We start from the raw sequence: 15,680 nt of genomic DNA, 5'->3' as shown, positions 1-15,680 counted from the left end.
CCGAGCTGGTAAAACAAGGGCCTGCCTGACGGCAGGCCCTAACCAGCCCGAACACAAAAAAACTGATACTCCCATTTTTTCCAGCCAGATAGCGCGCCAAGGCGTCCTGCACGCAGTTGGAATGTACGTACACAAGTGCGCACGGACGGGCGAATGCGTCTTGGTCGGCCTGCTGCATCGCGGCGTATCGCTGAGCCTGCAGGGAGCGGATGTGCGCCAAGGTAGATGCTTGCTGGATCATGGTTTCCTCGTGCACGACCATCAGGCGGGGGCCAGTACAAAATCGAAGTTCAGGATGTGAAACGGCTCTGCGCCAAGCATGCCGTCGGGCAAGCACCCCGGCGGCTGCAGCTGCCATTGAGCTATCAGCGATGCGCGCACGCCGAACAGCGCGTCGGTAGCTAGGTGCGGATCGCCTTCGCAAAATATCAGGGTGGTCAGCTCTCTAAAGCCCGTTGCATTGATCACGAATTCCAGATACGCCGGGCGCCAGGCCGGTCGATCCAATGCAGTGAGCAAAATATTGACCGGCCCCTGTTGTGCTACCTGATGGCTTTGCGGAAGCACCGTGCAAAAGCAAAACTGCCCGTTCGCATCGGCCTGCAGCAAGGCGGGACGCGTGCAATGGGTGCGGGAAGGCAACACCTGCAAGGTGGCGTAGGGGATGACCATGGCCTTCGTGTCGCGCACCGTGCCTTGCACCCAGCCATTGGCGCCTGTGTAGGCAACGTGCAGATCGACTCCCAGGTCATGGACATGCGCTTGGCCGTCTGATCGTTCTTCGGACACTGCAGGCTCGGTGCAGACTGGCGAACGTTTGCGATTTTGAGCGAGCACCATGGCCGGCAGGCCGAGTATGTGGGACAGCAGGGCATACTCGCGATGATTCGGCGAACCGGCCTGGCCCACTTGCTCAAGAAAGTCGATCCCGCGTTGCCACTCCTGCTCGGTCAGCTTGATGTCCCGAGCAAATCCGTGCAGGTGCTGTACCAGGCAGGTCATCACCTCGCTGAGCCGGGCGTCCGAAGCACTGCGACGGGTTGCCAGTACCGCCTGGGTAATAGTGGTTTCATCCAGATTGCGCACCGTGGCTCCCGAGCTTCTGCTGCCTGTGCAGGTGTTGTTGAGCAGGTGATCGATCAGGCACCGGCTATTTTCAGCATATAGCGCCGCACGTTATAGTTCCGAAGAGTGCAAAAAAAGTCTGGATATGGAATTCTTTATTTCACCTATGAAAAAATAAAAAAAACGGAGCAACCCATGGATCGCTTGACCGAGTTGGAGCTGTTTATTCTCACAGCCGAAGTCGGAACATTGAGCAAAGCGGCGGAAATATTGGGTCTGTCCAATGCAGCTGCCAGTCGCCATTTGGTGGCGCTGGAGCAACGGCTCAATGTGCGTTTGATCGAACGTAACACCCGGCGCCTGGCACTCACTCACTCCGGGCATCAGTTCTACACCAGTTGCAAAAGTCTGCTCGGTGAGCTCAAGGAGGCGGAGGCGTCGCTCAGTGAATCGCTGGTGCAGCCTGTAGGTACACTGACTATCACCTCGTCGATTTCGTTTTGCATGTTACACATAGCCCCCCTGATCCCGGCATTTCGCAAGCTGTATCCCCACATCAACATCAAGGTGCTGGGCGAGAATCGCTACTTCGATATCATCGACAGTGAGGTCGACCTGGCCATTCGTACCAAAGAGTACGAACCCGACTCCAATATCACTATTCGCCGCTTAGCTGAGACACGCCGGGTGCTGGCCGCTTCGCCAGGCTATCTCAAGCGCAAGGGCATCCCGCGCACCGTCGCCGACCTCGCCGAGCACGACCTGCTTATCTACAGTCACGCCAACAAGCCGCGGGTAATGCGCTTCACCCAAGGTGAGAACGAGGTGGCGTACAAAGTCGAACCAATTCTGGAAACTAACGATGGGCAAATTGTACGTGCGGCCGCATTGGCGGGCGGCGGTATTCTTGTGCAACCCAAGTACATTATTAACGCCGATCTTGTGGCCGGGCGGCTTATTCCGGTAATTGACGATTGGGACTTGCCGCGCCTGACAATTAACATGGCGTTTCAAAGTCGACGTTACATGCCCACTAAACTTCGGGTATTTATTGACTTTTTGTTAGCGGACTTCAACGAACATCAATATGAAGATCACTGGACGCGTTGAGGCAGATTCAGGATCGTCTGGTACTCCACGGAATCCTTTGGATTTTGTGCTCGGGTGCTGCCTGGCGTGATCTGCCGGAACGCTTTGGGCCTTGGTCGACGGTGTATCAGCGTTTTCGTGACTGGCGCGATAACGGCACATTCGACCGGATACTGGAACGCTTGCACATTCGACTCATCCAGGAAGGACTGATCGACCTGGACACCTGGATGATTGGCTCCACGGCGGTGCGTGCAACCCGAGCCGCAATTGGCTGACCGCGCGCCCAACCTGCAATTGGTTGAAAAAACCGGCGGTGTGCGTGACATCGATACAGCCGTAATTGCCGGCTTGAAGGTTCAGGCCACGTTCTAGGCTCGGGCGGTTGCGCGGTGAAGGGCTTGCCATTTGCCGTAATACGGCGGCGCTGAAGTCGGAAGTTTTCCAGCAGGCGGAAAACACATTTGCCATTCAGGCATTCTTTTTCCGATTCGATGCCAGTAGTCTCACTCCCACTGAGCGTACCAATAATTTCAATAAGGTTGACCTCATGTCTGACTCCCCGGCCACAGGTAATGCTTCATCGCGAATTCTCTGGCGAATTGCTGCTATCACCACCATGGGCTCCCTAGGCTTCGGCTACGACACTGGTGTCATTTCCGGCGCCTTGCCGTTCATGACCCTAGAGCCGGCTCGGGGTGGCCTGGGCCTGACCCCCATGTCCGAAGGTCTGGTGGCCTCAGCGCTGATTTTCGGTGGGGCGTTTGGGGCCTTGTTTGCGGGGCAACTGTCTGATCGCTACGGCCGCCTCAGTGTGCTCAAAGCGCTGGCGCTGCTATTCGCTATTGGCGCTTTGGGTACCGCTTGTTCTCCTGATCTCACCACTATGCTCATCACTCGTTTCATTCTTGGCATCGCCGTGGGCGGTGCCTCGTCGACCGTACCGGTGTTGATCGCCGAACTGGCAGCGCCCGAGCATCGCGGACGGCTTGTGTGCCACAGCGAGCTGATGATCGTGTCCGGGCAGTGCCTTGCGTACGTTGCCAGTGCGGTTTTGGCGCATCTGTTTGACAGTCCAATCATCTGGCGTTACATGCTGGCCATTGCCCTGATCCCCGCGCTGCTGCTGTACGTGGGCATGTACTTCGTCCCGGTCTCGCCTCGCTGGCTGGTCAGCAAGGGCCGTATTGACGACGCCAAGGCGACGCTGAGCGGCATCCGCGACACGCAGCGCGAGGTCGACCGCGAGATGAAAGAAATCATCGCCCAGCACAAGCTCGAAAAAAAGCACTCCGGTGTCTGGAGCAAGCTTAAGGAGCCTTGGATGCTCAAGCTGTTGGTCATGGGTATCGGCCTGGGTTTTGTCATTCAGTTTACCGGGGTCAACGCGTTCATGTACTACACGCCGATGATTCTCAAGGAAACCGGCATGGGCACCAATGCCGCCCTGATCGCTACCATCGGCAACGGTGTGGTGGCGGTGATCGCCACCTTGATCGGGATGTGGATCATCAATCGCATGGGGCGCCGCACCATGCTCCTACTGGGCCTGACAGTAGTGGTGTGCGCGCAAGTGTTTCTAGGTGTTGTGCTCAACTTCATGCCGCACTCACTGATGCAGAGCTACCTAGCGTTGTCGGGTGTGTTGGTGTTCCTGTTATTTATGCAGATGTGCATCGGACCGGTGTACTGGCTGCTGATGTCCGAGCTGTTCCCCACCCATGCCCGCGGCCTGATGAATGGGATTGCCGTAGGTATTTTCTGGATTTTCAACGCCATCGTCGCGCTGCTTTTCCCGATTTTGCTCGGTGTGATGGGCGGCATGACCTTCTTCTTGTTCGCCGTGATCAACATCGGCTCCATTGTGTTCTGCACCTTGTGGTTGCCTGAAACCAAGGGGCTGAGCTTGGAACAGATCGAGGAAATGATGGAGCAACGCTTGGGCGGTAGCCACCGAAAGCAGGTTCCGGCCCGTGCGTACTGAGAGACACCGATGGGCCATGCCGACGCGCCGGCCTGCAAGTATAAATAACAAGGAGTATATGGGATGACAGCACATCTGGATCCTGAAACGCCGATTGGCGGCCTGTTCGAAGAAGAGCGCTCGGCCGAGATCGTCAATGCCCGTATCACCGAGCACGCCAGCCCGAGGCTCAAGGAAGTAATGTCGGTACTGACGCGGCACCTGCATGAGGCCATTAAGGAAATCGAGCCCTCCCATGATGAGTGGTTTGCAGCCATCGAATTTTTAACCAGGACCGGCCAGATGTGCACCGACTGGCGCCAGGAATACATCCTGTTGTCTGACGTATTGGGCGCGACCATGCTGGTCGATGCCATCAATCACCGTCGGCCTAAGGGCGCCACGCCCAACACCATCTTGGGCCCGTTCTATGTTGCCAATGCGCCGCACTACGAGAACGGCGCCAACATCTGCAAGGACGGCAAAGGTGAGCCTACATTGGTCAGTGGTCGGGTGATGGATACCGCAGGCAATCCGATTGCCGGTGCGACCTTGGACATCTGGCAAACCAACGATGATGGCTTCTACGACGTCCAGCAGAAAGGCGTACAACCTGACTACAACCTACGCGGCTTGTTCACCAGCGACGCCAACGGATTCTACGCTTTTCGCACGGTCAAGCCCCGGCACTATCCGATTCCGGCCGACGGCCCGGTCGGCAAATTGCTTGGCAGTTTGGGGCGCCATCCCAATAGGGCGGCGCACCTGCACTTTATCGTTACGGCGCCCGGCTATGACCAGGTGATCACTCACATCTTCACCCCTGACTGCCCGTACCTGCACGAAGATACTGTGTTCGGGGTAAAGAAAGAGCTGATCGCGCAGTTTACCGCCGAGACCGATGCCGCCAAGGCCCGGCGCTATGACCTGCCAGTACCTTTTTTTGCCGTTGACTGGGACTTTGTGCTGACGTCTGCCTAATGTTCGATTACCCGCTTATTTAACCTGACTTATAAGTGATCGTCATGCCTAATAATAATGTAGAACTGCTGGCTGCTTATTGGACCCTAGCGGGCAACACCTACCCAGGTGCCCCCAGCGAAATCAGCCCGTTTTCGCTGCAGGCTCGTGTCGAAGCGGCCGCTAACGCAGGCTGGCGCGGCATGGGGTTTGTGCACGCGGACCTGCTGCACAACGTCGCGAAGCTGGGCTTGGCGACCATGCGCAGCTTGTTTAAAGACAATGGCATCAAGTTCCTGGAAGTCGAGTTTCTGACCGATTGGCACTTGCAGGGCGCGCCCCGCGCCGCCTCCAACCATGTGCGTGACGAGTTGCTGGAGATCGCTGGTGAGCTGGGCGCCCACAATATGAAAGTAGCTGGCGGCTTGTTTGAAGAGGGTCCCCCCGACATCGCTCTGATGCGTGACAGCTTCGCAACGCTGTGCGACCGCGCCCAGCCCTACGGCGTCAATGTGGCCATTGAGTTTCTGCCTTTTTCCAGCGTTAACACCATTGACCGGGCGATTGCCGTTACCGAAGGCGTTCGCACCAATGGCGGCCTGCTGGTTGACACTTGGCATGTGGCGCGTGGCGGCATGAGCTTCGACGAAATTGCCAAGTTGCCGGTGGAGTTAGTCAAGTCCATCGAGTTGGACGACGCCAACCATGCCATCGTCGAGTCGTTGTTCAATGATTCCACGCATCATCGCAAGTTTTGCGGCGACGGCCAGTTAGACGTGCCCGAGTTTATTCAGCAAATCGTTAACGTCGGTTATCGCGGGCCCTGGGGCGTGGAGTTGATCAGCGCCGAATGCCGCAAGTTGCCATTGGCGTTGGCGGCACAACGTGCCTTCGACACTACCATGTCGCAGTTTGAACGCATTAAGTTTCCTTCGTAACTTGCATCCCCTCTTGGCTGATTACAACAACTAATAATTGCATGCTGGAGAATTGGACATGGTAGGTATCGCAGTGCTTGGCGCGGGGCGTATTGGTAAAATCCACGCGGCCAACGTGGCCTTGAGCAAGTTTGCCACCTTGGTCGCAGTCGCGGACCCTTTTGCCGATGCCGCAGCGCGCTTGGCGGGGGAGTTAGGGGCCGAAGCCATGACCGACTGCGAGGCGGCCATCGACCGCCCCGACGTGGCCGCCATTGTTATTGGCACCCCGACCCACACGCATATCAACCTGATGCTGCGCGCCGTGCGCCAAGGCAAGGCAGTGCTGTGTGAGAAACCCATCGATCTGGACATGGCCAAGAGCGTTGCGGCGGTCGAGGAAGTCGAGCGCCTCAATGGCCGAGTGATGCTGGCGTTCAACCGCCGTTTCGAAAACACCTTTGCCCAAATGCGCGCTGCCATCGACGCTGGCGACATTGGCGAGGTGCGCCAGGTCATCATCAGCAGCCGTGACCCGGGCCTGGCTCCCGAAGACTACATTATGAGCTCAGGCGGCATCTTTCGCGACATGACCATCCATGATCTGGACATCGGTCGCTGGCTGTTGGGCGAAGAGCTGGTCGAGCTGTCGGCTGTCGGTAGTCGCCTCATCGACGCACCGCTGATGCAGCGCCATGACGACTACGACACCGCCATGGTGCAGATGCAGACCGCGTCAGGAAAGCAGTGCCACATCAACAACAGCCGCCACTGTGTGTATGGCTATGACCAGCGCATCGAGGTGTTCGGCTCCAAGGGCATGCTGCAAATGGATAACCTGCGCCCCACCACCATTCGTCGCTGGAGCGAAGACGTCACGGACGCCCGAGAGCCGTTGCTCAACTTTTTCCTGGAGCGTTATCAGCAGGCCTACAAAGCCGAACTCGATGCCTACATCGATGCCTTGGCCCATGGCAAGCCCATGCCAACCACGGTGCAGGACGGCCTTCAGGCTCTACGCCTGGCCGACGCGGCGGTTGAGTCGGTCAAGACCGGTCGCGCGGTACGGCTGTAATCGGCTCCACCCTCGACAGAACATCAGGAGAGCATCATGTCCTACAAACTTGAAAGTGGTACTAAAATCGGCGTCGCCTGCCTTGGCATCACCCATCCACATACATCTGGAAGAGTCAAAGCCTTCCAGCGTATTACCGATGCACATTTTCTTGGGGCCTACGATGAAAGCCCTTTGCTGGCGCCTTTCTGTGATGCGCTGGGCTTGGAGGCCCGGAGCAAGGAAGAGATTCTGGCCGACCCCAATGTGCACGTGGTGCTAGTACACCCCAAGAGCTATCTGATGGCCGACTGGGCCATCGAGGCGCTCAAGGCCGGCAAGGCGGTGCTGTGTGAGAAACCGGCCGGGCGTGGCAGCCACGACACCCAGCGAATCGTGGACGCGGTGCAAAGCACTGGCGGCCTGTTCCAGGTGGGTTACTGCTGGCGGTACGCACCGTCAGTGGAAAAAATGCAGCAGGTGTTGCAGAACGGTGAGATCGGCAAAGTGTTACAGGTGCGTGCCCATGCCGGCTGCTCCCACGACGAGGCCGACAGCAACCATATGAAACAGCCCGGTGATCGCGGCGGGGCGTTCTACGTGATTGGTTGCCACACTATCGACAGGATTCTCCTGCACTTCGGCAAGCCCAACTCGGTGAATGCACGTATCACCAAATTTGCCGGACAGATGAGCGATTCGGCGCGCGAGGATGCGGTCGGCGCGGTGCTCAACTATGACGACAAACTAGTCACCATCGACTTTATGTCGTGGGACCCGACGCCCTGGACCGAGAGCTGGGACATCACTGCCTATGGTACCAACGGCACTCTGCACTCCACGCCGATGCCGGCTTCGTACAAGCTTTATCACGATGGCAAGAACGGTCATCCCCAGGGCTGGACGCACTGGAGCGAGAACAGCTTCCCGGAGATCTGGGCGGTGCGCAAGACCGTCTACTCGCCAGAAGTCGCGGAGATTGGCAACCCGGTATACTTCGACCGGGAGGCGGCCGCGTTCGTCAAAGCGCTGCGCACTGGCGAGCCGTCGAATGTACCGGCTACCCAAGCGCACAACATCAACGTGATCCTCGAAGCACTGTTCGAGTCCGCTGATGCCAACGGCCAGGAAGTTCGCTTGGCCTGGTAACCACCTGCAGTCCTGACGGGTATCAACTTCTCTCTGACCCTAGCAAGGATTGGTCGGGATGTTGCGGCCCCGAGAAATGACAACAACAAAAAACCGGGGACATCATGCACAAAATCATCAAGCTGATCGCAACCGTGGCATTAGGGCTGGCCGTGGCGGCTTGCTCCAAACAAGACGCCAATACCAAAGGCACCATAGGTATCGCGCTGCCCTCTAAGACCGAGGCACGGTGGGTTTCGGACGGTAGCAGTATCGTTGACTCTCTAAAAAAACTCGGTTACGATACCGACCTTCAGTACGCCCAGTACGAAGCACCGACTCAGCTCTCGCAAATCGAAAACATGATGGTCAAGGGCGTGAAAGCGCTGATCATTGCGCCGATCGACGGCACGACCATGGCTGACGTGCTCAAACAGGCCAGAGATAAAGGTATCAAGGTCATTTCCTATGATCGCCTGATCCGTAACTCCAAGGACTTTGATTACTACGTCACTTTCGATAACTACCGCACGGGCGTGCTGCAGGGGCAGTCTATTGTCGACTCGCTGACGCTCAAGCAGGGTAAAGGCCCGTTCAATCTGGAAATTTTCGCGGGCTCCACCGACGACAATAACGCGCACGTGGTGTACGCCGGGGTGATGTCGCAGCTCAAGCCCTTTATCGACAGTGGCAAACTGGTGGTTCGCAGTGGTCAGATTGACATGGACAAGACCGCCACACCCAACTGGGATGGTGCCTTGGCTCAGTCGCGAATGGACAACCTGTTGAGCGCCTTCTATGGCAACGCGCACCTGGATGCGGTGCTGGCGATGAATGACCAGATCGCCAATGGCGTGGTTTCCTCGCTGCTCAGTGTGGGCTATGGCAGCGGCACCTCGGCCATGCCGATTGTGACAGGCCAGGACGCTGAAGTGTCCAGCGTCAAGTCGATCATCGCGGGCAATCAGTCCTCGACTATCTTCAAAGACACCCGTGCGCTGGCGTGTACGGCGGCACAGATGGTCGACGCCGAGCTAACGGGCAAGGCAGTAACGGTCAATGACTCCAAGTCCTACAACAACGGCTCAATGATCGTGCCCACCCAATTGCTCACCCCTCAGCTGGTGGATCGCAGCAACTGGCAAAAAATTCTTGTCGACGACGCTCACTTCTACACCCTGGAACAGTTGCGCTAGTTAAGTGTACAGAGCACGGTCGCTGACGACCGTGGTCGGGCGGGAGAACGATCATGACTAAAACAATTCTCGACATGCGCAACATCCAGAAGAGTTTCGGTGAGGTCAAAGCGCTGACCTGCGTGAGCCTCAAGGTGGATGAAGGCGACATCCATGCCATCTGTGGCGAAAACGGCGCAGGCAAGTCAACCTTGATGAAAATTCTCAGCGGCGTGTATCCGCACGGCAGCTTCGAGGGTGAGGTGCTCTTCGACGGTCAGGCGCGCACCTTCTACAATCTGCGCGACAGCGAGGCCCTGGGCATTTGCATCATTCACCAAGAGCTGGCCCTGGTGCCAATGTTGTCGGTGACCGAAAACCTTTTTCTGGGCAACGAGATAGCCACCCGCGGCGTGATCGACTGGGACAGGGCGCATCGGCGCGCCCGCGAACTGCTCAACCGCGTGGGGCTGAAAGTGCCGTCCCAGACGCTTGTGGCTAGCCTGAGTATCGGCCAGCAACAAATGGTCGAGATCGCCAAGGCGCTGGCCAAAGATGTGCGCCTGCTGATTCTTGACGAGCCCACAGCCAGCCTGAATGAACAGGACAGCGACACCCTGCTGGCACTGATGCTGGAGCTCAAGGGACGCGGCATCACCTCCATCATTATTTCGCACAAACTCAACGAGATCGGACGGGTAGCGGACGAAATCACGGTGATTCGCGACGGCAGGACGGTGGATGTCATCGACTGCCGTGCCGAACCCATCGACGAAACACGGGTGATCCGCTCCATGGTCGGGCGGGAGTTGTCGGACCGCTATCCCACACGAGTGCCAAATATCGGCGAGGTGTTGTTCGAGGTCGAAGGCTGGTCGGTCGGGGACCCCGACCAGCCCGGCCGTGATCGTATCCGCGATGTTCGTTTCCATGTACGGCGTGGCGAGGTCGTCGGCATTGCCGGGCTCATGGGGGCCGGCCGTACCGAACTGGCCATGAGCGTGTTCGGCCGCTCCTACGGTACTCACTTTCGCGGCACGGCGCGTTTGGAAGGCAGGGAAGTCGATGTGCGCACCGTGCGCAAGGCCATTGACCTTGGGCTGGCCTACGCCACCGAAGACCGCAAGGACGCCGGCTTGGTGTTGGGTGACAGCATTACCCGCAATACCAGCATGGCGAACTTGGCGGCTGTCTCCAAACGTTGGGTGATGAATGGTCTGGCCGAAACCGCCGTGGCCCAGGACTTTCGTTCGCGCCTGCACATTCGCAGTCCCAACGTTGAACAATCCGTGGAGACGCTCTCGGGCGGGAACCAACAGAAGGTCGTCTTAGGCAAATGGTTGTTCTCCGACCCCAAAGTGCTGATTCTCGATGAGCCCACCCGGGGTATAGATGTAGGCGCCAAATATGAAATCTATGCCGTGGTCAATCAAGTGGTCAGCGAGGGCAGGTGCGTTGTCATGATTTCTTCAGAAATGGCAGAACTGCTCGGCACCTGCGACCGCATCTATGTGTTGAATGAAGGCCGTTTCGTGGGCGAGTTTACGATTGCCGAGGCGTCCCAGGAAAAAATAATGCAAGCAATCATGAAAAACGAGGTGATCCAGTGAGCGAAGTCAGTTTGCCTCACTCATCCCAACCTGCGGCGATGGCCTCTTTCAAACGCGGCGCCCGTGAGTACGGACTGCTGGCGTCTTTGATCGTCATCATGATCTTCTTCCAGGTGGCTACCGACGGCGCCTTGATGCAGCCGTTAAACCTGACCAACCTACTGTTGCAAAACAGCTACATCGTGGTTATGGCGCTCGGCATGCTGATGGTGATTGTGTGCGGACACATCGACCTATCGGTCGGCTCGGTGGTGGGCGTGATCGGCTCCATTGCTGCGGTACTGATGGTGCAGTACAACATGGATTTCTTCAGCGTGACCGTCATCTGTCTGATTGCCGGTGGCCTGATCGGGGCTGCCCAAGGCTACTGGGTGGCCGTTTGGCGTATGCCGTCTTTTATCGTGACGTTGGCCGGAATGCTAATTTTCCGTGGAGCCACCATCGCTATTTCTCAAGGGCAATCCATTGGGCCGTTTCCACCGAGCTTTACCGCGCTGAGCTCGGGCTTTATTCCAGAGCTACTAGCCAATGACAGTTTGCGCCTGACATCGCTGCTGCTGGGCGCGGCGGTGGCCGCACTGTTCTGCGTCGTTGAATACCGTAGCCGCCGACGCACGGTACGTAGCGGTAGCGTGGTCGCGCCGTTGGCTGTGTTTGTGCTCAAGAATGGTGTAGTGACTGCTCTCATTCTGTACTTCTGCTACCTACTGTCGACCTACCGCGGCATTCCGACGGTTATGGTGATCATGAGCGTGCTGATTGGCGTCTACACCTTTGTAATGAACCGTACTGTCATCGGGCGCTGGGTCTACGCGGTGGGCGGCAACCTGAAGGCCTCCAAACTCTCGGGCATCAATGCCTCGCAGGTGACCTTCTTTGCCTTCGTCAACATGGGCGTGCTGGCTGCCGTGGCCGGACTGATCTTCGTCGCACGCCTCAACAGCGCGCCCCCCCGGGGGGGCACCGGTTTTGAACTGGACGTAATCGCTGCCGTGTTCATCGGCGGTGCATCGGCGTCGGGCGGTGTAGGCAAGGTGGTCGGTGTAGTGATCGGCGCCTTCATCATGGGCGTGCTCAACAACGGTATGTCGATCATGGGCATCGGCATCGACTACCAGCAAATGATTAAGGGCGCCGTGTTGCTCGCAGCGGTTTTCGTCGACGTCTATCAAAAAAACAAGGGTTGATATGCCAAGCCTGGACAGCACCGCAAGGAGGCCTCAATGATCAAGCACATCGTAATGTGGAATCTGGCGGGAGAAACCCCGCAAGCAAATCGTAAGGCCTGCATGTTTCTCAATGCTTGTTTCGAGGGCCTCGCAGGCCGGATTCCAGGCCTGATTAAAATCGAGGTGGGGGTGGACATTAGCCGTATTGATTACGCCTGTGATGTCGTGCTCTACACCGAGTTCGAGTCCGAACAGGCATTGGCCAATTACGCTGTACACCCGGAGCACTTGCGGGTGAAGCAAGAGCTGGGAGCGCTGCGGGTGGCGCGTCACCAAGTGGATTATGTGGTGCCATGAGGCAGTTGAGCGACCTTACTGAGCGGTGAGGTCTACGCCATTGGGCCGGAACGCATTTGGAATGCCTTTGACTGCCGCGGCGAACCGTGCATCGAGGATATGCGGGTGCGTAGCGCACGTGTTAGCCGGTAATATATCCCAAGAGCTTTCTAGGCACAGTGAATGGGTGACTGTTGCTCAAGGCATGTGTTGTTCGTGCCGCTACCGCCTGGTTGCGTGTGCCACGAATAGCTGGCGAGTCCACGGGCAACGGGTCGGCATAAATGCACCTCCGATTCTGGAGAGACCCGCTACCTACTCTTGTAGACGCTTTATCCAAGTAAATCTCATTCGTATTTCTGCAACTCCAGTAGTTGCCTTAGCAGTCCTTCCTGACGTCTCTTCAGGTTTCCGGCAAGCGCTGCAAGCTTGGCCTCACCGAATGCAACCGCATCAGCCTTCCTTGGAAAAAGCCCGTCAAAGGTATCCGTCCGGGCATCCCTTCTCGCGTAATTAAACCGGTTTTCAGTTATGCGGCAGTAACTGACCAATCTCACTCGCCCGATGCGTCGGCAGGCGCGTGAGAACATCTTTCATATACGCATACGGGTCATGGCCGCATCTGGTTGTAGGGTAGTCAGACGCAGTTGCTCGTGTCCAACCCCTAAGAACCTTGCATGGGAGTTTTCCAGCACACGGCTCAAGCTTCTGCAAAGGCACCCCTAGCCGCGCCGGAGAGCACGCTCGCAACTTCCTGAATGACTGGCCGGGCAAGCTGGTCTGCGATGATTTTGGCGATTACAAAGCCAGCTTCGAACTAGGCGTGACCGAGATTGGCTGCGTGGCTCATGCGCGGCGCAAGTTCTTCGAACTACACGCTACGAATAAAAGCAAGCTTGCTGAGCAAGCACTGCGTTACATCCAGTTGTTGTACGAAATCGAGAGCGAAGTCCGCGACCTGGAACTGGATTTACGGCGCCGAATACGGCAAGAAAAAGCCGTCTCGATCATGGACATGCTGCAAGCCTGGATGAGCGCCCAGCGCGATCTGGCGGCGACTAACTAGCCACCGTTGCTGACAAAACTACGTGAAAGCCGCGTCGTTACTGGCTGAGACAGTTTTAATTCTCTATCGTATCCGTCCGGATCGGCATTTTAGGTGGTCGCGACAGTTTTGCGATTCCTCTCAACGTGGCTGCAGGCCGCGAAAACCGTGACGCTCCCGCGAAAGTTTTAATTCTCTAAAATCAGTGTTTTTGTGAATTAAAACTTTCGCACGCCGCCGCTTTTCCCCCACGTGTTTCCCTTAAGCCACGAACATCGCTGGCTTAGGTCCCTGAAAAGCACCGGTCCGGAGTGTTCTGCATCCGCGGTGATGTTCATTAAATGGCCTATCACCGCGCCGCGTTACCTAAGTAGGGATGTCGCTGAAGACGTCATGGCCCCATGCTCCTGAGCACTTTTCGCTCAATCTGCCCATGTGCCTGTCGCTTTATCCACGCTCCGCCATCAAGCCATTCAACTTCCCATACGTAAAACCCGTGAGCGCCTGCGTATCCAGCTGTCCGCGCTCGATGAAAGAGCGGGCCAGCCCTTCCATCGCGCCGTACAGGAACTCCGCAATACTTGAACCGGCGCTCAAGCGTCTAACGCCTAGGAGCTGCAATTCTTCGGGTGCCGACAGCCCGTCGCGGGCAAGTAGGTTCACCGGTAGTGTGGAGGCGTTGCACAGTGTGGAAATCTCGGCGGGCGTGACTATACCTGCGGCGAAAAGGCCGTTGGCTCCTGCTTGTGCATAAAGCGCTGCACGCCGGATGATTTCATCGAGACGCTGGGAGGCGGGCACCAGGCTTTTCAGGTAGACGTCACTGCGTGCATTGATGAATAGGTTAACGCCGTGTTTGTTGGCGACTTCTCGGGCAACTTCGATTTTGCGCACAAGTACCTCCGGTGGTGCGGTACCGTCTTCGATGTTGATACCCACCGCACCTGAAGTGACAACTGCTTCGACAACCCTGACAACGTGCTGGAGGTCGTCGGAGTAACCGGCCTCAATGTCTACGGTCAGGGGGACGTGCAGTATTCGCGTCATGGATTCAACGCTGGCCGCCAGCCGCGTAAGGGGGAGCTGGTTGCCATCGGCGTAACCATGCGCCCATGCCATGCCCGCACTGCTGGTGGCGATCGCGGTGGCACCCAATGACTCTACGACTCTTGCGCCGCCTGCATCGCTGACATTGGCCAGGATCAAAAGGCCATTCTTGTGCAACTCATGAAAAACATTGTCCAGTGGTTTCATAACACTTCCTGTCTGAAAGTTGCCATCTGTTGACCTTGGCAGGCAAGCAACTGGAGATAGAAAGCCTGCCTTCGTACGGAATAGCTGCGTTGGCGCGTCAAGCCTCTTCGGTAGGCGACCACCCCAGTACGCGCTTGGCTTTTTCGTTGCTGACGGTCGGGCTGTCCTGGGTGATATTGAAAACACCACTTTGCTCTGTTTGCAACGCCAGCAGTGCTGCGCGGGCAGCGGCTTGTACGTGTACAGGGCTGGTGCCGGTCGGCTCGTCAGTGCCAGTGTCGGGCCCGTATAACTGGCCATAGCGCAAGATGGTTCCGTTCAATGCAGGCTCGCTCAGCACTTGCTGTTCCAAGGCCGCCACACCACCCACGCTGACGCCGCGACTGCCTTGTGCCTCCACGTCCAGAGGACAGGTTTCCAGATAAGGGGTTTCGCCTGGACGGTAGGCCCAGGCGATGCTTTGAGCTATCAGACGCGTAGCGCCAGCAGCCCGAGCGGCGGCTACCAGATTACGCGTTCCTTCTGTACGGATACGCGCGTTGTTCTCGACCGCTTTTGCCATCAATTCGGGACTCAGGCCACGAGGCAGATCTGTCAGTTGATGAATAACAGCCCATGGCTGTATGCGCACCAACTCTTGGTTTAAACGCTCGGCGTCATAGACATCGACCACCACTGCCGTAGCACCCGTGGCCTCAATGTCCTTCACTTTTTCGGCGCGACGGGTAGCGCCATATACGCTGTAGTCCGCAGCTACCAAGAGCTTGAGCAGGGCTTTGCCGATTACACCGGATGCGCCGGCTACGAAAACTTTACGCGACATTGCACTCATATCCTTGAGGTTTCATTGGGACGGAAGCAGGCCGGCGGCCAAGACTTCGCTCAAGCATCTTAGCCGCTGCGCTTGAATCCCCC

At 57.3% G+C, this 15,680-nt stretch carries 15 protein-coding genes and 3 pseudogenes; 13 read left to right on the top strand and 5 right to left on the bottom strand.

The annotated features are described in order from the left end of the window. Together AO277_RS29230 and AO277_RS16875 are read right to left on the bottom strand one after the other, a co-directional pair. On the bottom strand, positions 1–262 hold a 262-nt coding region (locus AO277_RS29230), incomplete at its 3' end, for an ABC transporter substrate-binding protein (RefSeq protein WP_257214237.1). Continuing rightward, positions 262–1,086, bottom strand: a complete 825-nt coding sequence (locus AO277_RS16875; protein ID WP_044318375.1) for a dioxygenase — start codon at positions 1,084–1,086, stop codon at positions 262–264. The genes AO277_RS29230 and AO277_RS16875, both read right to left, overlap by 1 nt. A gap of 174 nt (positions 1,087–1,260) precedes the next feature. Here AO277_RS16875 and AO277_RS16870 point away from each other — a divergent pair, with 174 nt between their 5' ends. From AO277_RS16870 to AO277_RS16820, 12 genes and pseudogenes are all read left to right on the top strand, one after another. Then, positions 1,261–2,175: a LysR family transcriptional regulator gene (locus AO277_RS16870; RefSeq protein ID WP_044318376.1), complete on the top strand. Its 915-nt coding sequence runs from the start codon at positions 1,261–1,263 to the stop codon at positions 2,173–2,175. Between the two features lie 11 nt (positions 2,176–2,186). Beyond that, a pseudogene (locus tag AO277_RS16865) lies at positions 2,187–2,429 on the top strand (transposase); the annotation flags it as partial. Further along, on the top strand, positions 2,425–2,529 hold the full coding sequence (locus tag AO277_RS28800; RefSeq protein ID WP_223282955.1) for a carbohydrate porin: 105 nt from the start codon (positions 2,425–2,427) through the stop codon (positions 2,527–2,529). The pseudogene AO277_RS16865 and the gene AO277_RS28800, both read left to right, overlap by 5 nt. Before the next feature lie 175 nt (positions 2,530–2,704). Continuing rightward, positions 2,705–4,138, top strand: a complete 1,434-nt coding sequence (locus AO277_RS16860; RefSeq protein WP_044318397.1) for a sugar porter family MFS transporter — start codon at positions 2,705–2,707, stop codon at positions 4,136–4,138. Between the two features lie 63 nt (positions 4,139–4,201). Further along, positions 4,202–5,098: an intradiol ring-cleavage dioxygenase gene (locus tag AO277_RS16855; RefSeq protein ID WP_044318377.1), complete on the top strand. Its 897-nt coding sequence runs from the start codon at positions 4,202–4,204 to the stop codon at positions 5,096–5,098. A 44-nt stretch (positions 5,099–5,142) separates the two neighbouring features. Further along, entirely contained in the window at positions 5,143–6,015 is an 873-nt protein-coding gene (locus AO277_RS16850) for a sugar phosphate isomerase/epimerase family protein (protein WP_044318398.1), read from the top strand. A gap of 58 nt (positions 6,016–6,073) precedes the next feature. Further along, entirely contained in the window at positions 6,074–7,069 is a 996-nt protein-coding gene (gene iolG, locus AO277_RS16845; RefSeq protein WP_031598260.1) for an inositol 2-dehydrogenase, read from the top strand. A 36-nt stretch (positions 7,070–7,105) separates the two neighbouring features. Then, positions 7,106–8,197, top strand: a complete 1,092-nt coding sequence (locus tag AO277_RS16840; RefSeq protein WP_044318378.1) for a Gfo/Idh/MocA family protein — start codon at positions 7,106–7,108, stop codon at positions 8,195–8,197. Positions 8,198–8,301: 104 nt separating this feature from the next. After that, positions 8,302–9,372, top strand: a complete 1,071-nt coding sequence (locus tag AO277_RS16835) for a substrate-binding domain-containing protein (protein ID WP_044318379.1) — start codon at positions 8,302–8,304, stop codon at positions 9,370–9,372. A gap of 53 nt (positions 9,373–9,425) precedes the next feature. After that, positions 9,426–10,961 carry a multiple monosaccharide ABC transporter ATP-binding protein gene (gene mmsA, locus AO277_RS16830; protein ID WP_044318380.1) on the top strand — a complete coding sequence of 512 codons (1,536 nt, stop codon included), beginning with the start codon at positions 9,426–9,428 and terminating at the stop codon, positions 10,959–10,961. Next, positions 10,958–12,148: a multiple monosaccharide ABC transporter permease gene (gene mmsB / locus AO277_RS16825; protein WP_044318381.1), complete on the top strand. Its 1,191-nt coding sequence runs from the start codon at positions 10,958–10,960 to the stop codon at positions 12,146–12,148. Before mmsA ends, mmsB begins: the two co-directional genes overlap by 4 nt. Positions 12,149–12,184: 36 nt before the next feature. Then, positions 12,185–12,487 (top strand): Dabb family protein, encoded by a 303-nt coding sequence (locus AO277_RS16820; RefSeq protein WP_044318382.1) that lies wholly within the window; start codon positions 12,185–12,187, stop codon positions 12,485–12,487. A 504-nt stretch (positions 12,488–12,991) separates the two neighbouring features. Here AO277_RS16820 and AO277_RS16815 read toward each other — a convergent pair. Then, positions 12,992–13,084, bottom strand: a pseudogene (locus tag AO277_RS16815) (transposase domain-containing protein); the annotation flags it as partial. A gap of 100 nt (positions 13,085–13,184) precedes the next feature. Here AO277_RS16815 and AO277_RS16810 point away from each other — a divergent pair. After that, positions 13,185–13,517: pseudogene (locus AO277_RS16810) on the top strand (IS66 family transposase); the annotation flags it as partial. Between the two features lie 441 nt (positions 13,518–13,958). On the opposite strand, the gene AO277_RS16805 reads toward AO277_RS16810, so the two are convergent. Together AO277_RS16805 and AO277_RS16795 are read right to left on the bottom strand one after the other, a co-directional pair. Next, complete coding sequence (locus AO277_RS16805) at positions 13,959–14,765, bottom strand: isocitrate lyase/PEP mutase family protein (protein WP_044318384.1); 807 nt, start codon at positions 14,763–14,765, stop codon at positions 13,959–13,961. Between the two features lie 97 nt (positions 14,766–14,862). Beyond that, positions 14,863–15,588, bottom strand: coding sequence for an NAD-dependent epimerase/dehydratase family protein (locus AO277_RS16795; RefSeq protein ID WP_044318385.1), 726 nt, complete (start codon positions 15,586–15,588; stop codon positions 14,863–14,865). Between the last annotated feature and the right edge of the window lie 92 nt (positions 15,589–15,680).

Source organism: Pseudomonas amygdali, from assembly GCF_002699855.1.
GTDB lineage: Bacteria > Pseudomonadota > Gammaproteobacteria > Pseudomonadales > Pseudomonadaceae > Aquipseudomonas > Aquipseudomonas amygdali.
Note: the sequence above shows the minus strand (reverse complement) of the source record. Positions and strands in the feature narration are given on the sequence as shown.